This window comes from Pseudomonas sp. GW823-FHT06E10 (assembly GCF_058794995.1).
Map to the genome: position 1 here is coordinate 1 of NZ_JBXAHJ010000021.1, position 23,169 is coordinate 23,169.

The 23,169-nt window shown below is 61.4% G+C and carries 19 protein-coding genes; 7 read left to right on the forward strand and 12 right to left on the reverse strand.

Annotation, left to right across the window (positions count from 1 at the left end; genetic code table 11):
- Nucleotides 1-316: 316 nt before the first annotated feature.
- The 6 genes from paaK to paaF all read right to left on the reverse strand — a co-directional run bounded on the left by paaK (nucleotide 317) and on the right by paaF (nucleotide 6,516).
- A complete protein-coding gene (paaK, locus tag AC1Q6Y_RS25740) occupies nucleotides 317-1,642 on the reverse strand; it encodes a phenylacetate--CoA ligase PaaK (RefSeq protein ID WP_057713982.1) in 1,326 nt (441 codons plus the stop codon).
- A 99-nt stretch (nucleotides 1,643-1,741) separates the two neighbouring features.
- Nucleotides 1,742-2,953, reverse strand: coding sequence for a 3-oxoadipyl-CoA thiolase (pcaF, locus tag AC1Q6Y_RS25745; protein WP_492625433.1), 1,212 nt, complete (start codon nucleotides 2,951-2,953; stop codon nucleotides 1,742-1,744).
- Complete coding sequence (paaI, locus tag AC1Q6Y_RS25750) at nucleotides 2,946-3,395, reverse strand: hydroxyphenylacetyl-CoA thioesterase PaaI (protein ID WP_057713984.1); 450 nt, start codon at nucleotides 3,393-3,395, stop codon at nucleotides 2,946-2,948. Before paaI ends, pcaF begins: the two co-directional genes overlap by 8 nt.
- Entirely contained in the window at nucleotides 3,388-4,905 is a 1,518-nt protein-coding gene (paaH, locus tag AC1Q6Y_RS25755; protein ID WP_492625434.1) for a 3-hydroxyacyl-CoA dehydrogenase PaaH, read from the reverse strand. The genes paaI and paaH overlap by 8 nt, the downstream gene beginning before the upstream one ends.
- Before the next feature lie 3 nt (nucleotides 4,906-4,908).
- A complete protein-coding gene (gene paaG, locus AC1Q6Y_RS25760) occupies nucleotides 4,909-5,700 on the reverse strand; it encodes a 2-(1,2-epoxy-1,2-dihydrophenyl)acetyl-CoA isomerase PaaG (RefSeq protein WP_492625435.1) in 792 nt (263 codons plus the stop codon).
- Between the two features lie 42 nt (nucleotides 5,701-5,742).
- A complete protein-coding gene (gene paaF, locus AC1Q6Y_RS25765) occupies nucleotides 5,743-6,516 on the reverse strand; it encodes a 2,3-dehydroadipyl-CoA hydratase PaaF (RefSeq protein ID WP_492625436.1) in 774 nt (257 codons plus the stop codon).
- A 348-nt stretch (nucleotides 6,517-6,864) separates the two neighbouring features.
- Here paaF and paaY point away from each other — a divergent pair, with 348 nt between their 5' ends.
- The 3 genes from paaY (at nucleotide 6,865) to feaR (ending at nucleotide 9,577) form a co-directional block, all read left to right on the forward strand.
- Complete coding sequence (paaY, locus tag AC1Q6Y_RS25770; RefSeq protein WP_218498101.1) at nucleotides 6,865-7,461, forward strand: phenylacetic acid degradation protein PaaY; 597 nt, start codon at nucleotides 6,865-6,867, stop codon at nucleotides 7,459-7,461.
- 176 nt (nucleotides 7,462-7,637) lie between these two features.
- Entirely contained in the window at nucleotides 7,638-8,561 is a 924-nt protein-coding gene (paaX, locus tag AC1Q6Y_RS25775) for a phenylacetic acid degradation operon negative regulatory protein PaaX (RefSeq protein ID WP_492625437.1), read from the forward strand.
- 101 nt (nucleotides 8,562-8,662) lie between these two features.
- A complete protein-coding gene (feaR, locus tag AC1Q6Y_RS25780; RefSeq protein WP_057713989.1) occupies nucleotides 8,663-9,577 on the forward strand; it encodes a transcriptional regulator FeaR in 915 nt (304 codons plus the stop codon).
- Between the two features lie 135 nt (nucleotides 9,578-9,712).
- Here feaR and tynA read toward each other — a convergent pair whose 3' ends face one another.
- On the reverse strand, nucleotides 9,713-12,001 hold the full coding sequence (gene tynA, locus AC1Q6Y_RS25785) for a primary-amine oxidase (protein WP_492625438.1): 2,289 nt from the start codon (nucleotides 11,999-12,001) through the stop codon (nucleotides 9,713-9,715).
- 233 nt (nucleotides 12,002-12,234) lie between these two features.
- Here tynA and AC1Q6Y_RS25790 point away from each other — a divergent pair, with 233 nt between their 5' ends.
- From AC1Q6Y_RS25790 to AC1Q6Y_RS25800, 3 genes are all read left to right on the forward strand, one after another.
- Entirely contained in the window at nucleotides 12,235-12,735 is a 501-nt protein-coding gene (locus AC1Q6Y_RS25790) for a sigma-70 family RNA polymerase sigma factor (RefSeq protein WP_057713991.1), read from the forward strand.
- Between the two features lie 40 nt (nucleotides 12,736-12,775).
- A complete protein-coding gene (locus AC1Q6Y_RS25795; RefSeq protein ID WP_492625439.1) occupies nucleotides 12,776-13,759 on the forward strand; it encodes a FecR family protein in 984 nt (327 codons plus the stop codon).
- A gap of 98 nt (nucleotides 13,760-13,857) precedes the next feature.
- Nucleotides 13,858-16,281 carry a TonB-dependent siderophore receptor gene (locus AC1Q6Y_RS25800; RefSeq protein WP_492625440.1) on the forward strand — a complete coding sequence of 808 codons (2,424 nt, stop codon included), beginning with the start codon at nucleotides 13,858-13,860 and terminating at the stop codon, nucleotides 16,279-16,281.
- A 74-nt stretch (nucleotides 16,282-16,355) separates the two neighbouring features.
- On the opposite strand, the gene AC1Q6Y_RS25805 is transcribed toward AC1Q6Y_RS25800, so the two are convergent.
- Nucleotides 16,356-17,876 (reverse strand): trypsin-like serine peptidase, encoded by a 1,521-nt coding sequence (locus tag AC1Q6Y_RS25805; RefSeq protein ID WP_492625441.1) that lies wholly within the window; start codon nucleotides 17,874-17,876, stop codon nucleotides 16,356-16,358.
- Nucleotides 17,877-17,993: 117 nt separating this feature from the next.
- On the reverse strand, nucleotides 17,994-19,145 hold the full coding sequence (locus AC1Q6Y_RS25810; protein ID WP_492625442.1) for an MFS transporter: 1,152 nt from the start codon (nucleotides 19,143-19,145) through the stop codon (nucleotides 17,994-17,996).
- 165 nt (nucleotides 19,146-19,310) lie between these two features.
- Between AC1Q6Y_RS25810 and AC1Q6Y_RS25815 the strand changes: the two genes are divergently transcribed.
- Nucleotides 19,311-20,303 (forward strand): diaminopimelate epimerase, encoded by a 993-nt coding sequence (locus AC1Q6Y_RS25815; RefSeq protein ID WP_492625443.1) that lies wholly within the window; start codon nucleotides 19,311-19,313, stop codon nucleotides 20,301-20,303.
- A 111-nt stretch (nucleotides 20,304-20,414) separates the two neighbouring features.
- Here the strand turns inward: AC1Q6Y_RS25815 and codA are convergent, their stop codons facing one another.
- From codA to queD, 3 genes are all read right to left on the reverse strand, one after another.
- Nucleotides 20,415-21,659: a cytosine deaminase gene (gene codA, locus AC1Q6Y_RS25820; protein ID WP_090456830.1), complete on the reverse strand. Its 1,245-nt coding sequence runs from the start codon at nucleotides 21,657-21,659 to the stop codon at nucleotides 20,415-20,417.
- Between the two features lie 121 nt (nucleotides 21,660-21,780).
- Nucleotides 21,781-22,602, reverse strand: coding sequence for an alpha/beta fold hydrolase (locus tag AC1Q6Y_RS25825; protein WP_090456828.1), 822 nt, complete (start codon nucleotides 22,600-22,602; stop codon nucleotides 21,781-21,783).
- A 210-nt stretch (nucleotides 22,603-22,812) separates the two neighbouring features.
- Nucleotides 22,813-23,169 carry a 6-carboxytetrahydropterin synthase QueD gene (queD, locus tag AC1Q6Y_RS25830; RefSeq protein WP_008021670.1) on the reverse strand — a complete coding sequence of 119 codons (357 nt, stop codon included), beginning with the start codon at nucleotides 23,167-23,169 and terminating at the stop codon, nucleotides 22,813-22,815.

The following is a 23,169-nucleotide window of genomic DNA, read 5'->3' on the forward strand; positions in this document are numbered from 1 at the left end:
CCATGGATGGCCGATGGCGGCGGGCCCACGGAGCAGGACCGGAGCGAGGGCATGCCGAGCCTAAGCGAGGCACCGAATGTCAGGGGCAAGAGCCCTTGGTTACTTGGGGCTTTTCCAAGTGACCCGCCGTAAGGGCGGAACCCTAAGTGGCCGTTACCGCAGCAATGGATATGTACACCCGTAAAAAACACGTCGCCTGACACAAACCCATCGCGAGCAAGCTCGCTCCCACAGGAATAGTGATCGGCGCCAGAGTCGGTAAAGCCCCGGCAAAAAAAAAGCCCCGCAAAAAGCGGGGCCATAAAGGGTGCAGCAGTCATGCTTTAGGACGTTTATCCACCACGTGGCAAGCCTTGCCTTCCGAGCGCTTGATCGAATGGAACGGCTGTAAAACGATCCGCGAACTGATCCCGATGTACGTCTTGATATGCCGGCTCAATTCCCCGCAAACAGCCTTCTGCTGTTCATCGCCCAGGTGCTGGTGCTCAGCCTTGAGCTCGACATGCACATCAACGCTGTCCAGGTTGCCATTGCGATACAGATGAATCTCATAACACTCGGCAAGTTGTTTGACTTTCAGAACCTGCTCTTCGATCTGCGTCGGAAACACGTTAACGCCGCGGATGATCAGCATGTCATCGCTGCGCCCGGTGATCTTGTCGATGCGCCGCATGGGACGCGCGGTGCCCGGCAGCAGGCGCGTCAGGTCGCGGGTGCGGTAGCGGATCATCGGCAGGGCTTCTTTGCTGAGCGAGGTGAACACCAGTTCGCCCATCTGCCCGTCCGGCAGTACTTCGCCCGTGACCGGGTCGATGATTTCCGGGTAGAAGTGGTCTTCCCAGATGGTCGGGCCGTCCTTGGTTTCGGCGCATTCCATGGCCACGCCCGGGCCCATGATTTCCGAGAGGCCGTAGATGTCCAGGGCGGTGATGCCCATGCGTGCCTCGATGGCGCTGCGCAGTTCGGCGGTCCACGGCTCGGCGCCGAAGATGCCCAGGCGCAGGGCCAGTTTGTGCGGGTCGATGCCCTGGCGCTCGATTTCATCGGCGATGTTGAGCATGTAGGACGGCGTGACCATGATGATGTCCGGCTGGAAATCCTTGATCAGCTGCACCTGTTTTTCGGTCTGGCCACCGGACATCGGGATCACCGTACAGCCCAGGCGTTCGGCACCGTAGTGCGCGCCGAGGCCGCCGGTGAACAGGCCGTAGCCATAGGAAATGTGCACCTTGTCGCCACGATGGCCACCGGCGGCGCGGATCGAGCGCGCAACCACGTTGGCCCAGGTGTCGATGTCGTTCTGGGTGTAGCCGACCACGGTCGGTTTGCCGGTGGTGCCGCTGGACGCGTGCAGGCGCACGATGTCGTGCATCGGTACGGCAAACATGCCGTAGGGGTAGTTGTCCCGCAGGTCGGACTTGGTGGTGAAAGGGAATTTCGCCAGGTCGTCCAGGGACTTGATGTCGTCGGGGTGTACGCCCAGCGCATCGAAGCGCTGACGGTACAGCGGCACGTTGTTGTAGGCGTGGTTCAGGCTCCAGCGCAGGCGCTCCAGCTGATGCTGGCGCAGCTCGTCGATGCTGGCGGTTTCCAGCGGGTCCAGCACAGGGTTCAGCACGGCTTGGGCAATTGGCATGTTCATGTGTTCACTCGAATTGTTTTTGTGTTCCAGCCCTTTTGCACAAGGGCTTTGAGTGCATGCCCCAAGGATACCTCTCGGCTCCTTGGGAATCGCGATTCTTTAGTGGGATAGACGCTCGATGATCAGCGCGATCCCCTGGCCGACACCGATGCACATGGTGCACAGGGCGTAGCGGCCATTGCGTTCTTCCAGTTCATGCAGGGCGGTGGTGACCAGGCGTGCGCCGCTCATGCCCAGCGGGTGGCCCAGGGCGATGGCGCCGCCGTTGGGGTTGACTCGCGGATCGGTGTCGCTCAGGCCCAGTTCGCGCAGCACCGCCAGGCCCTGTGCGGCGAAGGCTTCGTTGAGCTCGATCACGTCCATGTCGGCCAGGCTCAGGTTGGCCACTTCCAGCACCTTGCGGGTGGCTGGTACCGGGCCGATGCCCATGATCCGTGGTTCAACGCCAGCCGTGGCCATGGCCACGATCCGGCCACGGGCGGTCAGGCCGTGGCATTTGGCGACTTCCGGGCTGGCCAGCAACAGCGCGCAGGCCCCGTCGTTGACCCCGGAGGCGTTGCCGGCGGTGATGCTGCCGCCTTCGCGGAACGGCGTACCGAGTTTGGCGAGCTGCTCAAGGGTAGTGTCGCCGCGTGGGTGTTCGTCGTGCTCGACCACTTTGGCCGGGCCTTTGCGCTGGGGGATTTCCACCGGGACGATCTCTTTGGCCAGACGCCCGCTGGCCTGGGCAGCGGCAGCGCGTTGCTGGCTGCGCAGGGCGAAGGCGTCCTGGTCGGCCCGGGAGATGTTGAACTGTTCGGCGACGTTCTCTGCCGTTTCCGGCATGGAGTCGATGCCATAGGCCTTTTTCATCAGCGGATTGACGAAGCGCCAGCCGATGGTGGTGTCGAAGACCTCGGCTGCACGGGAAAACGCCTGCTCGGCCTTGCCCATCACCAGTGGCGCGCGGGACATGGATTCAACGCCACCGACCAGCATCAGCCCGGTTTCGCCACTGCGAATGGCGCGGGCGGCGGTGCCGATGGCATCGAGCCCGGAGCCGCACAGGCGATTGAGGGTGGTGCCCGGCACGCTGACCGGCAATCCGGCCAGCAGTGCGGACATGCGCGCGACGTTGCGGTTGTCTTCGCCGGCCTGGTTGGCGCAGCCGTAGATCACGTCGTCAACCGTGTTCCAGTCCACTTGCGGGTGGCGGCGCAGCAGTTCGCGCAGCGGTACCGCGCCGAGGTCGTCGGCGCGCACGCTGCTCAGGACACCGGCGTAACGGCCAATCGGGGTCCGGACTGCGTCGATGATCAGGGCGTCATTCATTCGGGTTCTCCTGCGTCAGCACCGGGCCGCGCACTTTGTAGGATTTGCCATGGAACAGGGCGATCAACTGGCCCTGCTGGTTTTCGATGCGCACGTCGTAGTTGCCGGTGCGACCCGAACGGCTCTGCTCGATGCAGTCGGCGTTCAACGTGTCACCCAGGCGCGCCGGGGCGATGTAGTCGATGCTGCAACCGATGGCCACGGTGGCTTCGTTGTAACTGTTGCAGGCAAAGGCGAATGCCGAATCGGCGAGGGCGAACAGGTAGCCGCCGTGGCAGGTGCCGTGACCCTGGATCATGTCGGCCCGCACCGCCATGCCCACTCGCGCGCAACCGGGGCCGGCCGAGAGCAGGCGCATGCCCATGGCCTGGCTGGCTGCGTCGCGCTGGAACAGCGATTGCGCGCATTCACTGGCCAGGGTCATGGCTTCATGGTTAGTCATGGAATGTTCTCCCTTCGGTGGCGCGACGGCGCAGCAGCAGCGACGGCCGGTAGCGTTCTTCGCCATAACTGGCTTGCAGGTTTTCCAGCGTTTCAAGAATGTGCGAAAGGCCAATGGCATCGGCCCAGGCCAGCGGCCCCTGTGGATAATTGACCCCGGCGCGCATGGCCAGATCGATGTCGGCGGCCGAGGCCACGCCTTGCAGCAGGGCGTCGGCGGCTTCGTTGGCGAGCATGGCCACAGTGCGCAGGACGGCGAGGGCCGGGCTGTCGCTGAGCAGGCTGACCATGAGGCCGGCCCGTTGCAGCAGAGCAACGCCTTGTTCGAGGGCCAGCGGATCAATGCCTGCCGCATGGCTGATAGCGATGCGTTTGGCGTTGCCGTAATCGAACGCCAGATCCAGCAGGATCAGGTTGCGCAGCCCGTCTTCCCGGGCACGCTGACAGGCCATGCGGCCATCGCTCAGGGCCAGCACTGCGTCACCCACTCGCAGCAATCCGCGGCCGTCGCGCCGGATGACTTCGACACCTTGCTCGCTCAAGCGCGCCAGCAAACCCTGGGCGATGCCAAGGTCACCTTCGGCGATGCAAGTCTCGACGCTTGCGTTGCTGCTGATTTCACCTGCTTGCGGGCGTTCGGCGCCTTGGGCGTAGCTGTAGAAACCCTGTCCGCTTTTACGTCCCAGACGCCCGCCATCCACCAGTTCTTTCTGGATCAGCGACGGCAGGAAGCGTGTGTCCTGGTAATAAGCGTCGAACACCGAGCAGGTCACGGCGTAGTTGACGTCATGGCCGATCAAGTCGGTCAGTTCGAACGCGCCCATGGCAAAGCCGCCGGCCTCGCGCATCAACGCATCCAGGGTTGGGCAGTCGGCCGCGCCTTCCTGCAGCATCCGCAGGCTTTCGGCATAGAACGGCCGGGCCACGCGGTTGACGATGAAGCCCGGTGTGGAGCGGGTGTGTACCGGTTTTTTGCCCCAGGCTTTGGCGGTGTCGTACAGGCACTCTGCGAGTGCCGGATCGCTGGCCAGGCCGCAGACGACTTCCACCAGCGCCATCACCGGTGCCGGGTTGAAGAAGTGCAGGCCGAGCAGGCGTTGTGGATGATCAAGCTGCGCGGCGATGCTGGTGATCGACAGCGACGAGGTGTTGCTGGCGAGGATGCAATGCTCGCCGCAGATGCCTTCGAGCTGGCGGAACAGCGCGCGCTTGACCTCAAGGTTTTCGACAATGGCTTCGATGATCAGATCGCAGGCGGCCAGGGTTTCGATGGCTTCCACCGCTTGCAGGCGTGCAATCGTCGCGCTGCGCGACTCGGCCGACAGCTTGCCGTTCTCGACTCGCTTGCCCAGTTGTCGGTCGATGCCTTCAATCGCTTGGGCGGCTGCACCGGGACGATTGTCCAGCAGCAAGACCGGATGGCCGGCCTGGGCCGCCACCTGGGCGATACCGGCACCCATGGCCCCGGCGCCGATCACGGCGATGCGTGCAGATGTGTTCAATGCGGTCATGGCTCAGCGTCCCTTGAAGCTTGGGGTGCGTTTTTCCATGAAGGCGCCGACGCCTTCGCGGTAGTCCTCGCTGCGCCCGGCCAGACGTTGCAGGTCTTTTTCCAGTTCAAGCTGTTCGTCGAAGCTGTTGCTCAGGCTGGCGTTGAGGCTGCGCTTGATCAGTGCCAGACCGTAGGTCGGCTGGGTTGCGAGGTGGCGGGCCAGCTTCAGGGCTTCATCGCGCAGTTCGGCGTCTTCCACACACTGGTAAATCAAGCCCCATTGCTCGGCTTGTTCGGCGGTTAGGCGGTTACCCAGTAGTGCCAAAGCCTTGGCCCGGGCCATGCCCACAAGACGCGGCAGGGTCCAGGTGCCGCCTGAATCAGGGATCAGACCAATCTTGCAGAACGCCTGGATGAAACTGGCCGAACGCGCCGCCAGCACCAGGTCGCAGGCCAGCGGAATGTTGGCGCCAGCCCCGGCGGCCACGCCGTTGACCGCGCAGATCACCGGCAGCGGCAGGTCGCGCAACTGGCGGATCAGCGGGTTGTAGAACTTCTCGATGGACTCGCCCAGATCCGGCACGGCGCTGCCTGGCGCGACATTGCGGTCGCTCAGGTCCTGCCCGGCGCAGAAGCCGCGACCTTCACCGGTCAGCAGCAATACGCGCACGTCAGGGTTCTGCCGCACTTGCTTGAGTGCTTCTTTCACTTCGCCATGCATCTGGGTGTTGAAGCTGTTGAGCTGGTCCGGCCGATTGAGGCTGAGCAGGGCGACGCCGGCGTCGATGGAAAACAGGATGTGTTCGAAGTTCATGGTCTTGGCGCTCTCTCGGAGGTCATTCGAATTCGTTGCGGATTACTGGCCGGTGAAGGTCGGCGAGCGCTTTTCCTGGAAGGCCGCAATGCCCTCGTCGCGGTCGCGGGTGCCGGCCAGCACGGTGAAGGCGTGACGCTCGAAACGCAGGCCGCTGGCCAGGTCGGTGTCCATGGCCTTGAGCAGCGCTTCCTTGGCCAGGCGCACCGCCAGTGGCGCCTTGGCCGCAATGCTGTGAGCGATGTGCAGGGCACGGTCGACGGTAAATTCCGGCTGGGTCACTTCGCTGACCAGACCGACGCGCTGGGCCTGACGGGCGTCGATCGACTCGCCCGTCAGCACCATTTGCATGGCCATGGATTTGCCGACGGCGCGCAGCAGACGTTGGGTACCACCGGCGCCGGGCATGATCCCGAGGTTGATTTCCGGCTGGCCGAAGCGGGCGTCAATGCCTGCAATGATGATGTCGGCGTGCATCGCCAGTTCGCAGCCGCCGCCGAGGGCAAAGCCGTTGACCGCGGCGATCAGCGGTTTGCTGAAGCGGGTGATGGCTTGCCACGAGGCCTGGCGCGGGTCGTCGAGGATGCCGACCAGATTGCGTTCAGCCATTTCCTTGATGTCGGCACCGGCGGCGAAGGCTTTGCGGCTGCCGGTGAGCACCACGGCGCGGGTGTCGGGGTCGGCTTGCGCGATGTTCAGTTCAGCGGCCAGTTCGCCCAGCAACTCAGTGGTCAGGGCGTTCAGGGCTTGCGGGCGCTGCAGGGTAATCAGGCGGACGCCAGGCTCGATCAATTCGACGGCAAGGGTCAGAGGCATGGCGGATGCTCTCACGGTGCACGCTCGGCGGGGTGCCGGCTCGTTATTGGATCGGCCGCAGGGGCCGGTTTTGCCCAAGTATAGCTATAACGTGATACGTAAATGCAATACTAAAATTGATTTAATGTGTCTTATTGGTGTGCGTTTAGATTTTTCATCTTCCCGCTGAAGGGGTGCTGATAGCGGGTTATGCCTAGAAAACATTGGGTTTTATGGTGATTTTGGAGATGTGCTGGCATTCGTCGGAAAGGTGTATTTCAAGTGATACGGTTTTTAGTCTTTGTGCTGTTAAAAGTGATGTGATACAAAATGAGTCATTATTTGCATCGCTTTGTGAAGGAAGCTTCCATGACCTGCTACAGCCTTGATGGCCTGACTCCGGTGGTTGATCCGAGCGCTTATGTGCATCCGTCCGCCGTATTGATCGGTGACGTGATCATCGGCCCCCATTGCTATGTCGGCCCGCTGGCCAGCCTGCGCGGGGATTTCGGGCGGATCGTGCTGGAGGAGGGCGCCAACCTGCAGGACACCTGCGTGATGCACGGTTTCCCCGACAGCGACACCGTGGTCGAGCGCAATGGCCACATCGGCCACGGTGCGGTGCTGCACGGTTGCCGGATTGGCGCCGATGCGCTGGTGGGCATGAATGCGGTGGTGATGGACAACGCCCGGATCGGTCCGCGTTCATTCGTTTCGGCGGCGGCATTCGTCAAGGCCGGCTTCGAATGCCCGGAGCAGTCGCTGGTCATGGGCGCACCGGCCAGCGTCAAGCGCAGCCTCAGCGATCAGGAAGTGGCGTGGAAGCAGGCGGGCACACGTGAGTATCAGGAACTGGCCAAGCGTTGCCTCACGCAGATGCAGGTCTGCGAACCGCTGGCCGAGCCGGAAGCTGATCGCCCGCGCATCAGCGACAGGGGGTTGCGGCCCAAGGGCAGTTCCCAGTGAATACAAATCCCTTTGTAGGAGCGAGCTTGCTCGCGATGGACGTCAACGATGACGCGGGCTGTCTGAATGCCCGTGTTGTCCGGACGTTTTTCGCGAGCAGGCTCGCTCCTACAGGTGGAAGCGATTAACAGGCAGAGTTTCGGTATATTCCTTTTCTTTTTTTACACGGAACGCCCATGTCGTCCCTGACTCCCTTGAACCATCTGATTACCCGCTTCCAGGAGCAGACGCCGATCCGCGCCAGTTCCTTGATCATCACGTTGTACGGGGATGCCATCGAACCCCATGGCGGCACCGTCTGGCTGGGCAGCCTGATTCAGTTGCTCGAGCCCATCGGCATCAACGAGCGGCTGATTCGCACCTCGATTTTTCGCCTGACCAAAGAAGGCTGGCTGAGCGCCGAGAAGGTCGGTCGCCGCAGTTACTACAGCCTGACCGGCACCGGTCGCCGGCGTTTCGACAAGGCCTTCAAGCGGGTCTACAGCACCACGATGCCGGCCTGGGATGGCTCCTGGTGCCTGGTGATGCTCTCGCAGCTGACCCAGGACAAACGCAAACAGGTGCGTGAAGAACTGGAGTGGCAAGGTTTCGGTGCGATTTCGCCGGTGGTGCTGGCCTGTCCGCGCAGCGACCGTTCCGACGTCAACGCGACCCTGCTCGACCTCGGCGCGCAGGAAGACACCATTGTCTTCGAAACCACCGCCCAGGACGTACTGGCCTCCAAGGCCCTGCGCCTGCAGGTGCGCGAGAGCTGGAACATCGAGGAGCTGGCCGCGCACTACAGCGAGTTCATCCAGCTGTTCCGGCCGCTGTGGCAAGCCCTGCGCGAGCAGGAAAACCTGCAACCGGCCGACTGCTTCCTGGCGCGGGTGCTGCTGATTCACGAGTACCGCAAGCTGCTGCTGCGCGACCCGCAACTGCCGGACGAGTTGCTGCCCGGCGATTGGGAAGGCCGCGCCGCCCGCCAGTTGTGCCGCAACATTTACCGTTTGATTTACGCCAAGGCCGAAGAATGGCTGAACGCCGCACTGGAAACGGCCGACGGCCCGTTGCCGGATGTGGGTGAAAGCTTCTATCGGCGTTTTGGCGGACTGAAATAGCACGTCATTGTTCAGGGAGTGGTGCGGTTCAGGAGACTCGAAGCATCCGATGTCGTGTGGATTGACGTAGACAATAAAAATAAGCCTGCGTGAGGCCTGACATGATTTCTACAACAGCACAGCGCCATGATGGGTTCGACCAGTGGATCCATCAGATCAACCAGATCTGTGGCGCCTTCAACGCACAACCCCTGGGCAGCGAGTTTGCCGGACGTATCCGCGAATACCAGAGCGATGCGCTCAAACTCAGTTTCGTCGACGTGTGCCAGGCGCGTTTGTACCGTACGCCCCAGGAAGTCGCGGCGGGCGAGGGCGGCAAGTATTTTGCGGTGTTCCAACTCGACGGCACGGCGGGCATGGCCCAAGGCGACGACAAGGTCTTGCTGTCCCCCGGCGACATCACGCTAATCGATGCTTCGCGGCCCAGCGACTTCACTTATGGCGAAAACTCTCGGCAGTTGTCGCTGATCCTGCCCTATCAACTGGTCGAGCAAACCCTGCGTTTCAATCAGGTCAAGTGCGGCCACCGGATTGCCGCAACCTCGCCCATCGCGATGCTCTCGCACCGGTTGATCCTCGATGCCACCCGCCAGCAGCACCTGACCCGACAGGAAAGCGAAGCGACCCTGGAGGCGATTGTCAGTCTGCTGCGCCCGGCGATCAGCCAGGCCGACGATTGCACCGATGCCCATGAGCGGATCTTTCGCAAGACGCTCACCTGCATCGACGAAAACATTCGCTCCGAAGACCTGTGCCCGGAATGGCTGGCGCGGGAAGTCGGCATGTCCACCCGTGGCCTGTACCGGATGTTTGCCAAGAAAGGGTTGGTGGTCGCGCGCTACATCAAGAACCGCCGCCTGGACCTGTGCGCCGAATCCCTGCGCCAATCGGGCAAGGAGGAGAAGTTGTCGGTGCTGGGGTATTCGTGGGGGTTTTCCGATTCGAGCTACTTCTCCACCGCGTTCAAGTCGCGCTTCGGCATTGCGCCGGGGGAGTATCGCAAGCGGCATGCTTGATGGTTTGCATGAACACCGCTTGACCCTGTGGGAGCGAGCTTGCTCGCGATTGCGGAGTGTCAGTTAACATTTAAGTCGACTGACACTCCGTCATCGCGAGCAAGCTCGCTCCCACAGGTATTGCGTTCGACCTGGTTACTTCGGTGCGTTGAGGTTCAGGGTCGGCGTTTCATCGAAGAAATTCCACGGCTTGAGCAGCACATGCACCCACTCGGTCGGCATGATCGGCCACTCTTCGGCACGGGCGATGTGGGTGGTGCCGGTGGTCAGCCAGACCACGTCGTCGGTGTTCTCGATGGAGTGGTTGTCTTGGGTGAACTGTCCCAGGCCCGAGTCCTTGTCCGAGCGGTTCGGGTATTTGCCTTCCGGGTACTTTTCCTCCGGGTTGTATTGCGTCACCCACAGCTGCTTGTCCATGAAACTCAGGCGGTGGTAGAGCCATTCGTCCTTGCCGAAGTTGGCACCCTTGGCCACCGGGTGCGTGCCGCCGGCATAAGGGATCAGCTGATAGGAAACCGGGTTGCCGACCTTGTTCTCCTTGCTGAAGTTGGTCAGCAGGCGCACGGTCGACGGGTCGAACTTCTGCGCCGCCTGCTGCTCGTTGCCGACCACTTTGGTTTCAGTCTGCATGGTGCTGGTGCGTGGCCCGCCACGGTCGTTGGGCAACACCACCGGGTTCACTTCCACCAACGAATTTTGCTCGCCGTCCACGTCCATATCGAGGCGGAAGTTGTAGATGTGCTGGTGCGTGGTGCCGACGATGTTGTGGTCCAGCAGGGTGCCGTAGCGCGTGTCTTCCCTGGCGGTGTCTTCGTGCATGGTTTTCGATTTCACGCCCTTGACCGCTTCGATACCGGTGGCGCCGGCGTCGATGCCGATGGTGCCGTTCTGCTGGAAGACCCAGTCGAAGATGTAGTCGTAGTTGCCCACGGTGCTGATCCAGCGCACCACCAGCTCACGGCGCTCGGTGCTGAGGTTGGGCTGGCCCATTTCCTGGTGTTTGTATTCCGGGCCGGCGTAGCGTTCGAACACCGCGATGGCGCGCGGGATTACGGTCGGTGCGCCGGTGTAGTCGGCGATGGTGGCGTCCAGCAGCACGGCGTTTTGCGGGGCGTCTTTGCCACGGGCAATCGGCGAGGTCAGGGTGCCCATGCCGTAGTCGCCGGAGTCGAGGTAGGCCTTGAAGTACCAGCCGACGTCCGGGTCGCCGTAAGGCACGATCATGCCGCCCAGCGAGCCTTCGTACATGATCTTGCGTTTCTTGCCCTTGTCGTCGTAGGTGACGGTGGACAGGATCGGCCCGACCCGCGAATCGAGGCGAACATGGAAATCCCAGTTCTGCCAGTGAATGCTGTTGCCGCTGATGGTGTAGTTCTTGCCCTCGGGCTCGATGATTTCCAGCGGTTTGACTGCGACGCCCTGGCGTCCGCGACCGTCATACGGCGTCGGTTTCATCGGCACCGGAATGAGCGCTTCGTCTTCGATCTTGATCAGCTTCTTCTGTTCCAGGTCGACAATCGCCACCAGGCCTTCAATCGGGTGCGCCCAGTAGTTGCCGTCACCGGTGTTGAGGTAGCTGACGATTTTCAGCAGGCGCTTGTCCTGCGCCAGGCCGTCCTTGCCGTCGAAGAAACCGACAGTCAGCGGCGTGGCCACGACCTTTTTCACATCGTTGATGCCGCGCTTGGCCAGGGCCTGGGCGTATTCCGGGCTGGTTTCCACAGCCGTCTGCACCGTTGCGAAATCGTCCAGCAGCACCATGCCGTGGGCGCCTTCGATCGGCTTCCAGGACTTGAGTTCTTTCGTGTCGAGGTCGACCAGGGCTTCGATCACGTGCTTGCCGTCGAGCACCACGATACTCGCCTGGCGCGGCTGGGCGACGTTCTGCCCGGTCAGAGCGAAGTTCCACACCTGATCCTTCGGTGGTTCCTTGACCGAGACTTCGGTGAAGCGGAAGCCAGGTTTGTAGTTTTCCGATTTCTTTACGATGTCCACTGCCGTGGTGATTTCGGCTGCGCTCAGGGGGTTGAGCGGGTTGGGGCGGGTCTCGACGACGAAGGTCTTGTCCAGCCCGGACTGGAACACCTGGTTGATAAAGTCCTTGGACATGAACGCCGTATGGTCCTTGAACACCACCGGCACCGTCAGCTCGATACGCTTGCCGTTGAGCATCGCCACTTTGCTGTCGGGCTTGACCTTGAGGTAGACCCCGTCCTTGGCAATGGTGAACAGGTTGGCGTAATCGTCCCATTTCACCGTGGCGCCAAATTCCTCAAGACCCGCTTGCAGCGGCACCATTTCGGCGTGACCGCCGTGGGCCTGGGCATTACCCGCCCAGAACGGCAGGCCGAGGGTGCTCAGGGTGATGGCCAGCGCGAGGCGGGCCAGCGGTGTTCTCTTGGGCGATGCTTTGGGGCTGAACATGTGTGAGTTCCTGGGTGAAAGCCGGGTACGGGCATTTCTGCACTTTGTTACAACCAGTCAATGGCTGCATTTGAATGCCTGCCAGATTTCTTTGGTTCCGTGCCGCAATTGAGCTTTCCTGACGAAATGCACAATGGCAAGGGGATAAAGTGCCCTGTGTGGCGGACGCAAACCATTGCTTCAAGTTAATAGGAAGCATTACTATTCACGCCCCGTCTCCACAGCACACCGCAATGACCCTCAAGCTGCCCCGCAGACACGGCTTTTTCGAGCATTACGAAGAGTTGGTTGGCACCTGGACCCGTCGCCTGAGAAACCGTCAGCAGGCCGAGGACCTGGCCCACGATACCTTCGTGCGGGTGCTTGAGTCCGATTCGGCGGTGGTGCAGCAGCCCCGGGCGTATTTGCACCAGACCGCGCGCAACATTGCCGTGGATGGTTATCGGCGTGAGGACCGGCGGGGCGCCATGGAGTCAGAGGCGATCGATCTCAGTGAGTCGCCGACCGGCGACCCGGAGCATTTCATGCACGCGATCCAGCTGGCTGATTCCATCGAACGGGCGCTCACCGAGCTGCCGGTCAACTGCCGCAAGGTGTTTGTCTGGCAGAAAATCGAGGGCCTGACCCAGGCCGAAATCGCCGAACGCCTGGGGCTGTCCAAGAACATGGTGGAAAAGTATATGATCCGCACGCTTCGGCATCTGCGCGATCGCCTGGACGGGTTGCAGTCATGACCGGCCGCGCCTTCTCCTCCCCAGCCAAACAGGAACTTCCATGATGGATACTCGTGATTGTGCGTGCGGGCAAACAGCGGTTCGCGATGACGCGGCGCAGTGGTTTGTGCGTTTGCAGGAGCCTGTTGCCGATGTCGAAGTGCGGCGTCAGTTTCAACTCTGGCTGGAGCAGCACCCCCAGCACCGCAACGAATTCGAAGTGCTCCAGGGCTTGTGGAGCGCCGCCGACCTGCTACCGGCGGCGCGTTTGCGTGCTTTGTGTGAAACCCCGCCAGCCCTGAAAAAACGTCGTCCCGTGCTGCGTTACGCGGTAGCTGCCAGCGTGTTGGCGGTAGCGCTTGGCCTGGGTTTGTTCAGCGGCCTGAATCATCCGGCGCCTTACACCGCCGAGTTTTCAACGGCCCTGAATGAGCGACGCCAAGTGGCGTTGCCCGATGGGTCGGTGGTCGATCTGGACAGCCGCAGCCGGATTCAGGTGCGCTTTGAAAAGGATCGCCGCAACGTCGAGCTGACCGAAGGCGAAGCGATGTTCAGCGTCGAGCATGACACTGGCCGGCCTTTCGTGGTCGCGGCGGGCAGCGGCAAGGTCACGGTCACCGGCACCCGATTCGACGTACGCCATGGCGCCAGCGAAACCCGGGTGGTGGTGGAGCAGGGCAGCGTCAAGGTTCAAGGTCGCGACGCCGCCGATAACGATTTCATCAATCTGACGGCAGGCCTTGGCACCCACGTCGATGCCCAGGGCAAAGTTGCCGCCGCCTATGCCGTCAACCCGGCGGAAATGACCGCCTGGCGCAACGGCAAACTGGTGTTCAACAATGCCAGCCTGGCCGATGTCGCCGAGCAGGTCTCGCGCTATCGCGAGAAGCCACTCAAGGTCGCCAGTGCAGCGGTGGGCGATCTGCGCCTGACCAGCGTGTTCAAATCCGACAACACCGACGCGCTGCTCAAGGCCTTGCCGAGCATCCTCCCCGTGGCCGTGCGCACCCTTGGCGATGGCAGTCAGGAAATAATTTCAAAATAAAATTCAGGTTTTTTTCGAGTTCATCGTCTTCCTGTTCAACTGCAACTGGTTTGCATTAACAAGCGCACACTCTTGCGATCCACAGGATTACGTTCGACGTGAAAAACTCCACCGCTAAAAACAACAAACTCCCCTGGTTACCGCTGGCCCTCGCGCTGGCGGTCAACGTTGCGCTGCCCCAGGCCTTTGCCGCCGATGCCATCCGCATCCCGGCGCAACCCTTGGGACAGGCCCTGAGTCAGTTGGGCCAGCAAACCTCGCTTCAGGTGTTCTTCAGCCCTGAACTGGTCGCCGGCAAGCAGGCTCCGGCGGTGGATGGCAACCTTTCCCCGGAAGACGCGCTGCGCCAGTTGCTGCAAGGCAGCGGCCTGCAATACCAGATCGATGAAGGTTCGGTGACGCTGATGCCGGCACCAGCATCGGCGGCCAGCGGTCCACTGGAACTGGGCGTGACTGACATCAAGGTCGTCGGTAACTGGCTCGGCGACGCCGATGCCGCCGTGGTGCAGAACCACCCCGGGGCACGAACCGTGATCCGCCGCGAAGCCATGGTCGAGCAGGGCGCGATGAACGTCGGCGACGTACTCAAACGTGTCCCGGGTGTGCAGGTGCAGGACGCCAACGGTACCGGTGGCAGCGACATTTCCCTCAACGTCGGCGTGCGCGGCCTGACTTCGCGCCTGTCGCCTCGCTCCACCGTGCTGATCGATGGCATCCCGGCGGCGTTCGCTCCTTACGGTCAGCCGCAACTGTCCATGGCGCCGATTTCCTCGGGCAACCTCGACAGCATCGACGTGGTACGCGGTGCCGGTTCCGTACGCTATGGACCACAAAACGTGGGCGGCGTGATCAACTTCGTGACCCGCGCGATCCCGGAACAAGCCTCCGCGGAAATCGGCACCACCCTGGAAACCTCGCAGCACGGTGGCTGGAAGCACATCGACACGGCATTCATGGGCGGCACCGCCGACAACGGCATGGGCGTGGCGCTGTTGTATTCCGGCGTGAACGGCAACGGTTACCGTGAAAGCAACAACGGCAACGACATCGACGACGTGATCCTCAAGACCCATTGGGCGCCGACCGATGTCGACGATTTCAGCCTCAACTTTCACTACTACGATGCCAAGGCCGACATGCCCGGCGGCCTGACCCAGGCGCAGTACGACGCCGACCCGTTCCAGTCCGTGCGCGACTACGACAGCTTCAGCGGCCGCCGCAAGGATGTGTCATTCAAGTGGGTGCGGCAGATCGACGATCGCACCCAGGCCGAAGTGCTGACCTACTACACCGACAGTTTCCGTGGCAGCAACATCGCCTCCCGTGACCTGAAGACACTCAACTCCTACCCGCGCACCTACTACACCTACGGTATCGAACCACGGGTGTCTCACGTCTTCGATGTGGGCCCGACCACCCAGGAAGTCAGCGTCGGTTATCGCTACCTCAAGGAAGCCATGCACGAAGAGGCCAGCCGTGTGGCGCTGGTCAACAATGAGCCGGTCGTGCGTCCGGGGGCGGACGGCCATGTCTATCAGGACCGTACCGGTGGAACCGAGGCCAATTCGGTCTACGTCGACAACAAGATTGACGTTGGCAACTGGACTGTCACGCCAGGCATTCGCTTCGAGCACATCAGCACCGATTGGCACGATCGCCCGGTACTCGATAACGCCGGTAAACGGGTGCCGGAGAAAAAACGCAGCATCGAGAGCAATGAGCCGCTGCCGGCCCTGAGCGTGATGTATCACATGTCCGATGCCTGGAAGTTGTTCGCCAACTACGAAACCTCGTTCGGCGCGCTGCAGTATTTCCAGCTGGGGCAGGGCGGTATCGGTAATGAGCCCGCCAACGGCCTGGAGCCGGAAAAGGCCAAGACCTACGAAATCGGTACGCGCTACAACGATGACGTGTGGGGCGGTGAAGTGACGCTGTTCTACATCGACTTCGACGACGAACTGCAATACATCAGCAATGACGTGGGCTGGACCAACCTCGGCGCGACCAAGCACCAGGGTATCGAAGCTTCGGTGCACTACGACATGGCCGCGCTGAACCCGATGCTGGACGGCCTGACCGCCAACGCCGGTTTCACCTACACCCGCGCCACCTACGAAGGTGAGATCCCGGGCTTCAAGGGCCGTGACCTGCCGTTCTACTCCCGCCAGGTGGCCACCGCCGGCCTGCGTTACGACATCAACCGCTGGACTTACAACCTCGATGCGTTCGCCCAGTCCAAGCAGCGTTCGCCGGGCACCGGCGTGAACGCCGATGGCAGCTTCAACGGCGACTACATCACTGAAGGCACCGCTGATGGCCAGTTCGGTGATATCCCGGGTTACGTGCTCTGGAACGCACGTGCCGGCTATGATTTCGGTCCGCAGGTGTCGAACCTGAAACTGGGGGCGGGGGTGAAGAACATCTTCGACAAGCAGTACTTCACCCGTTCCAGCGACAACAACTCGGGCATGTATGTCGGTGCGCCGCGCACGTTCTTTGTGCAGGCCAGTGTCGGGTTCTGATCCTGAGCTCAGACCGCATTGCCTGGCTTGCGCCCGGTCTTGCGGTCTGAGTTTACGCCGCGCAAAGTGACCTCTCAGGGGGGCAGAAGAAAGTCAATGGTCGGTCCGTTGTTGCCCGCTGAATCCCCTCCCTTGAGACAGACTTTCTGTTGGCCCTCGGCAGTGGATACATGGAAAACCCCAGTCGATGGCGAGACGTTCTGGAAACCATCTTCCCTAGCGCAATCTACCGTATGCACACTACCGGATTTGTATCGGTATTGGTCGGGATCAAGGTAGGGTCTGATGGGAAAGGCTCTGATGTCATAATCGTTCGCCCCAATCAGATCAGCTTTGTATACCGGTGAGAGCGGTGCAGGGCCTTCCATTAGCCAGCGCCAGTAGACAATGGCATTTCGAGCGTCCCATTGCCCCGGCACGTCAGTTGGGCGCCGCTGGCCAACCACGCACAAAAAATACAGACCACCACCTTCCTGGAGATCGTTGTCCAGATGATTCTCATCTCCCGGCTTGCTGGCGTAAACCTGGCTATATCCCCGCATCGATGCGCAATCGGCCAGATTGCGAGAGTACTGGTAGCGATAGAAAGGAGCGTTCAGGGACATCGGCTGGACCCACCTCCAGGCGATGATGTCGCCGTTGGCATCGCGCAGGACTTTCTCGTAATCGGTAGCGTCCGTAGATATTGGAAATGACCAGGTGGGCCCTAAAGGACAGCGCGCCCGGGCGTGATTGAATTTCCCTTCGTAAAAACAATTACCCAGACCTTGAGCCGGTGAAGCGTAATTGGTGTCGAGTCGCTTGTTCACCTTGCCTTCGCTTACTTCACAGGGTGCCCCTGTGGAGCACGTGTGCTGGCCGCTGCCACGGGTGGTCGTGCCCAAAACACCCACTATTTCATTCGTGTAACGGCCCAATACCGGCGAGCCTGATATTCCGTTGACGACATCCATACATCGATTGCTCGTCTGATCGACCCACCGCCATGGTCCCTCAAGAATCGCGGCCTGATGATCCTGCTTGCAGGCCATGCGCTGCACGAAACCACTGAAAGGAGCACCGACGATAAGAGTGTCGGTGCCAGGCGTCAGTGCATGAATGGCGATTTTGAGAGGTTTGACGCCATCGCCGATCAATTCTTCCAGAGTCCGGTTCAGTTGAATGATGGAGATATCATGACCTCTGAGGGTGCTCCAGTTGATGGTGCTGACGGAGTAAGTTTTTTGCCGCCGCACAGTGTCGTGGAAGAAATTGAAGGTCACCGTGCCGGTCGCTGGCTTGTTCACGATGAACTCGTTGGAGAGTCGTGGGTCAGTGCAATGTCCGGAAGTCAGGACGTATGCAGGACCTGAGACCTTCCCACTATTGCGCGTGTCGATGAGCGAGCCTGTGCACGTCATGCCACCGGCCACCTCAACCCGACCGATGGCTTGCCAGTGTGCGTAACGTTCTTTGGCGTTGGACAGTTGTTGTGCAGGGGAGAGATTTGGCGTTCCTTCACCCCAGTCCTTGCTGGCAGATGCTGCGTGTGCTCCTTTTCCATACAAGATGAAAAGACTGGTGCAGACCAGTGCCACGATCAGTGGTGGTTTCATCATTCAGCCCTGTTCGGAAAGTTCAGGGCTGAATGATGTTCAGTAGTTTAAAAACCGTCTACTGTCAGAAATGACAGTAGATTGTACCATCGATCGGAAAAAGCCTCACCTCGGGCTTCACACCTTCAACGCCTTCCCACCAACGGCCACCGCCACCAGCAACACCGCCATCAAGGCAAAGGCGAAACTCAAGCTGCTGCCATGGGCGACGAAGCCGATGACGGCGGGGCCTGCCAGGATGCCCGCATAACCCAGGGTGGTAATGGCCGGCACGGCGATGCTTTCGGGCATGACCGTCTGCTTGCCGACTGCGGTGTACAGCACCGGCACAATGTTCGAGCAACCGGCACCCAGCAACGCATAACCCACCAGCGCCGCCTCCCAGCTCGGTGCGAACGTCGCCAGAAACAAACCTGCGGCGGCGGTCAGCCCGCCGGACACAATCACCCGCGTCGCGCCCAACCGCCGTACGATTTTGTCACCGGTCAAACGCCCGGCCGTCATGGTCAAGGCAAACGCCGCATAACCGAGCCCCGCATACGCTGTGTCGATGCCACGTTCCTGTGTCAGGAACACCGCGCTCCAGTCCAGCGCAGCGCCTTCGGCGAGGAACACGATGAAGCACATGCCGCCAATGAACAGGACGATGCCATGGGGCACGGCAAACGCCGGCCCCGAACTCTCGCTGCCGTAGGGCAACAGATGCGGCACGGCCTTGGCCAGCGCGATCAGCAGCAACACGATCACCACCAGCGTGGCCCCCAGAGGTGAGATCCCCAGGCCAAGCAATCCGCTGACGCCTGCCGCGCCGACAATCCCGCCCAGGCTGAACAGGCCATGGAACCCCGACATCATGTTTTTGCCGCTGGCGCGCTCGACGATCACCGCTTGCAGGTTGACCGTCGAATCCACGGTGCCGAGCCCCGCGCCGAACATGAACAATGCGGCGATCAGCGCCGGAATCGACGACACCGTCGCCAGCAGCGGCAGGGCGGCACAGATCAGCAGGGTCCCGCCGGCCGTCACCCGCCGGCAGCCGAAACGTGTGGACAGGATCCCGGCCAGCGGCATCGCCAGGATAGAACCTACCCCCAGGCACAGCAGCAACAATCCCAGGGTGCCTTCATCCAGTCCGGCCCGGGCCTTGGCATAGGGCACCAGCGGTGCCCACGCGGCGATGCCGACCCCGGCGATGAAAAAGGCGATGCGCGTGGACATCTGTTCCAGGCGCCCGGGTACGAAGGTGGTTTGGCTGTTGAGGCTGGTCATAACAATCCTTGGCAAAAAGCGTCGCGTCCTCAACGGACAGTGATCGGCCTGTGAGGGTTCGATCAGTGCCCGGAAAGTTTTACGGTCAAACAGGGCGATATGGTTGCACAGCGCCAGTGTTTTTCGCGATATGTTGAACCATTCCAATGACACACGGAGGGCGCCATGGCGCAGAGGTACGATGCACGGGGCAACATTTACATCGTGGTAACGCCCGAAGAACTGCGCCGCCAGGGCATCGACCTGCCCGACCAGGCCAGCCAGGCAGCGCAAACCCTTGAAGCCTGGGCGCTGGCCGCGATCGAGGCTTGCTGCAGCTGGGCTCCAGGCACTCAACCGTCCGGTAGCAAGGATCATCGCAGCGACGGTTTGCTGGTCGGACCGTTTCAGTCGTCGCCTCCCTTTGATCTGTTGATCGTCAACACCGACGGTACCCTGGCCGAGCGCAGTGGCAACGGGCTGACGATTTTTTCCCAGGCCCTCAGTGATCAAGGGCTGTTGCCGCAGAACGAAGCCTGTCTGCTCAGGGTTCACCACGACAAGGCTGATACGTCTTCGCCGGGGCAGACTTCAGTGAAAGCCGCAGAGGTCGGGGGCGTGAAGGGTTTTTGGCTCGATCTGGGCCAGCCGGGATTCGGGCCGTCGGCGGTCAGTGCTCACGGGGTTGAAGCGGCGATGTTCAATGGTCGCGAACTCAGCCACGTTGAACATTTGTCGGCACTCAATAGTGCGTGGTCGCACAGCCAGTTCGCGCGGGTCGGCAATCCCCATTGCGTGACGCTGGTGGAAAGTGCCGAGGACCTGCCGAGCAACGAGCAGATGCGCGAGCCGGCGCTGGGTGAGGGGCTGACGCGAATCGCCTACGCCATGCCGGTCGGCGCAGGCAAGCCTTGTCCGGCGGGAATCAACCTGCAATGGGCAATGCGCGTATCCGAAGGACACATCGCCGCGCGGGTATTCGAGCGGGGCGAGGGGCCGACGGCGTCGTCGGGGACCAGCGCCAGCGCGGTGGCCTGTGCGGCCTGGCGGGCAGGTTGGGTCAGCGCCGGGGAGGTGAAGGTGACGATGCCGGGTGGCACGGCGCCGATCTTGCTGGCGGAAGAGTTGGGGGAGTTGAGTCGGGTCAGTCTGTTTGGTACGGCTCGAATGATCGATTGATTTTTAGATTGCCATCGCGAGCAAGCTCGCTCCCACAGTGGTTTTATGTCGTTCACAAAACCTGTAGGAGCGAGCCTGCTCGCGATGGGGCCAGTCCAGTCAGCGCAAGTTTCAGCCCAGCCCACTGAACTCCACCACCGGCATCGTCCGCTTCATCAAGACCTTGCCATCGCGCACCGAGTACAGCGGCAACCCCTGGCTGCGGATCATCTCGTAATCACTCTCCGCCGACAGAATCAGCAGGTTCGCCGGCCGCCCGCGCTCCAGGCCATAGCGATCGCCGAGGTTCATGGCTCGGGCGCTATTGTCCGTCACCAGGTCCAGCGCACTTTGCAGGTTGCGATAACCGAGCATGTGGCAGATGTGCAGGCCGGCTTCGAGAACCCGCAAAATGTTGCCATTGCCCAGCGGATACCACGGATCGACGATGGAGTCCTGGCCGAAGCACACGTTCATGCCTGCTTCCAGCAACTCGTTGACCCGGGTCACGCCCCGGCGTTTCGGGAAACTGTCGAAGCGACCTTGCAGGTGGATGCTTTCGGTGGGGCAGGAGACAAAGCTGATCCCCGAATGCCCGAGCAAGCGAAACAGTTTGGCGCAGTAGGCGTTGTCGTAGGAGCCCATGGCCGTGGTGTGGCTGGCCGTGACCCGCGAGCCCATGTCGCGGCTGCGGGCCTCTTCGGCGAGCACTTCGAGAAAGCGTGAATGCGGGTCGTCGGTTTCGTCGCAATGCACATCCACCAGGCAACCGCTGCGTTCGGCCAGGTCCATGAGAAACTTCACCGAGCTGACGCCCTGATCGCGGGTGTATTCGAAATGCGGAATGCCACCTACCACGTCGGCGCCCATGCGGATCGCTTCTTCCATCAATTCGCGACCATTGCGGTAGGACTCGATGCCTTCCTGAGGGAATGCGACGATTTGCAGGTCGACCAGGTGCCGGCTTTCCTCGCGTACTTCGAGCATCGCCTTGAGCGCGGTCAGTTGCGGGTCGGTGACGTCGACGTGGGTGCGCACATGCTGGATGCCGTGGGCGGCGAGGGTCTGGATGGTTTTCTTTGCCCGGGCCTTGGTGTCTTCCTGGGTGATGGTCGCCTTGCGTTCGCCCCAGCACTCGATGCCTTCGAACAGCGTGCCGCTCATGTTCCAGCGCGGCTCGCCGGCGGTCAGGGTTGCGTCGAGGTGGATGTGCGGCTCGACGAAAGGCGGCACCACCAGGTTGCCGCCGGCATCCAGATCGTCAGGGCCCAGGGTCGGCGCTTCGATCTGGCGGCCGATGCTGCTGATCAGGCCGTTTTCCAGGTTCAACTCATGCAGGCCTTCCTGGTTGCGCAGACGGGCATTGATGATGTGCATCGGGCAGATCCTTTTGGCGAATCGTTTAGGCAATACTCTTACGTTAGCTCGCCAGCGGCGATTCCCGCCAGTGACATTGATCACCACCGTTCAAATGTGGGAGCGGGTTTGTTCTGGAGGATTACTGCAGGGGCAAAAACCGCAGCAGCGCCGCGACTACCGCTTCGGGCGCGTCTTCCTGAACCAGATGACCGGCGTTGGGAATCGGATAAAACTGCGATCCGGGAATCATCTGCTGCAAGGCCCGCCCGCGTTCGATGGGAATCCACTGGTCATCTTCACCCCAGAGAATCTGCACCGGGCATCGGATCGTCGAGTACAGGCCCTCGGCCTCGCAGGTATAGCGCTCGTTCATCTGCGCGATCTGCCGGTAGAACGCCGCTTGCCCCGGCTCTCCCAGCCACGGCTGAACATAGGGGGCGAGTTCGTGGTCCGGGATTTTCCGCTTGATCGCCCCGCGGATGTAAGCCGGCACAATCGCTTGCTGGATGTAATCGGGCAGTCCGCTGAAGGCTGCTTCATGCTGGCGCACATGCTGCACGAACGGCGAACCCCAGGGCGTGAGCGCCACCGGGTCGATCAGTGTCAGGCTGCGGTAATCCTTGCCGTTTAGCAGGTGCGTTCGCAGGGCTGTGGCACCGCCAAAGTCATGGGCCACCACGTCGGGGCGATCCAGGCCCCAATGATCCAGCAACTGCGTCAGCAATTCGTTCTGCACACCCAAGGACACGTCGCCATCAACTTTCTCGGATTGCCCGTAGCCCAGCAAATCGAAATAGTGCACCCGGTGCGTGGTGATGAAGTGCGGGGCAATCCGGTGCCAGACATAGGAGGAGAAGGGCGTGCCATGCACGAACACCAGCGGCGGGCCGTCGCCGCGCACGGCGTAGCGCACGGAGTGCCCTTTGAAGCGATAGGTCTGGGGCAGTGGCCAGTCAGTCATAGGTGTGTCCTCTTGGCGGGTGCGAGGCAAAAAGCATAGGCATAAAAAAACAGCCGATGAAGGCTGTTTTCTTTTTCTCTGACAAAACGCTGTTCCATTGTGGGAGCGAGCTTGCTCGCGATGGCGTTGTGTCAGTCACATCGATGTTGAATGTGGCGCCGTCATCGCGAGCAAGCTCGCTCCCGCAGGGTTCTGCATTTGTCTGCCGGCTTATTCGCCGCGATAGATGCAACCGCTGGTGCAGGTCTCGTGGATACGGATCGCGCTGAGTTCCGGCAGCAGAGGCTTCAACTCCTGCCAGATAAACTTGGCCAGCACTTCGCTGGTCGGGTTTTCCAGGCCAGGGATGTCGTTCAGGTAGTTGTGGTCCAGACGCTCGTACAGCGGCTTGAAGATCTCTTTGATTTCCGAAAAATCGCGGATCCAGCCGGTGTGCGGGTCGAGGTCGCCGCTCAGGTGGATTGCCACTTTGAACGAGTGACCGTGCAGGCGCCCGCACTTGTGGCCGTCCGGTACGTGGGGCAGGCGGTGGGCGGATTCGAAGGTAAACTCTTTGAAAATTTCCAC

Bases quoted from the DNA above. Each gene is read 5' to 3' on its own strand.
- paaK (WP_057713982.1), bottom strand. From the start codon at position 1,642: ATGAACATGCCAATTGCCCAAGCCGTGCTGAACCCTGTGCTGGACCCG.
- pcaF (WP_492625433.1), bottom strand. From the start codon at position 2,953: ATGAATGACGCCCTGATCATCGACGCAGTCCGGACCCCGATTGGCCGT.
- paaI (WP_057713984.1), bottom strand. From the start codon at position 3,395: ATGACTAACCATGAAGCCATGACCCTGGCCAGTGAATGCGCGCAATCG.
- paaH (WP_492625434.1), bottom strand. From the start codon at position 4,905: ATGACCGCATTGAACACATCTGCACGCATCGCCGTGATCGGCGCCGGG.
- paaG (WP_492625435.1), bottom strand. From the start codon at position 5,700: ATGAACTTCGAACACATCCTGTTTTCCATCGACGCCGGCGTCGCCCTG.
- paaF (WP_492625436.1), bottom strand. From the start codon at position 6,516: ATGCCTCTGACCCTTGCCGTCGAATTGATCGAGCCTGGCGTCCGCCTG.
- paaY (WP_218498101.1), top strand. From the start codon at position 6,865: ATGACCTGCTACAGCCTTGATGGCCTGACTCCGGTGGTTGATCCGAGC.
- paaX (WP_492625437.1), top strand. From the start codon at position 7,638: ATGTCGTCCCTGACTCCCTTGAACCATCTGATTACCCGCTTCCAGGAG.
- feaR (WP_057713989.1), top strand. From the start codon at position 8,663: ATGATTTCTACAACAGCACAGCGCCATGATGGGTTCGACCAGTGGATC.
- tynA (WP_492625438.1), bottom strand. From the start codon at position 12,001: ATGTTCAGCCCCAAAGCATCGCCCAAGAGAACACCGCTGGCCCGCCTC.
- AC1Q6Y_RS25790 (WP_057713991.1), top strand. From the start codon at position 12,235: ATGACCCTCAAGCTGCCCCGCAGACACGGCTTTTTCGAGCATTACGAA.
- AC1Q6Y_RS25795 (WP_492625439.1), top strand. From the start codon at position 12,776: ATGATGGATACTCGTGATTGTGCGTGCGGGCAAACAGCGGTTCGCGAT.
- AC1Q6Y_RS25805 (WP_492625441.1), bottom strand. From the start codon at position 17,876: ATGAAACCACCACTGATCGTGGCACTGGTCTGCACCAGTCTTTTCATC.
- AC1Q6Y_RS25810 (WP_492625442.1), bottom strand. From the start codon at position 19,145: ATGACCAGCCTCAACAGCCAAACCACCTTCGTACCCGGGCGCCTGGAA.
- AC1Q6Y_RS25815 (WP_492625443.1), top strand. From the start codon at position 19,311: ATGGCGCAGAGGTACGATGCACGGGGCAACATTTACATCGTGGTAACG.
- codA (WP_090456830.1), bottom strand. From the start codon at position 21,659: ATGCACATCATCAATGCCCGTCTGCGCAACCAGGAAGGCCTGCATGAG.
- AC1Q6Y_RS25825 (WP_090456828.1), bottom strand. From the start codon at position 22,602: ATGACTGACTGGCCACTGCCCCAGACCTATCGCTTCAAAGGGCACTCC.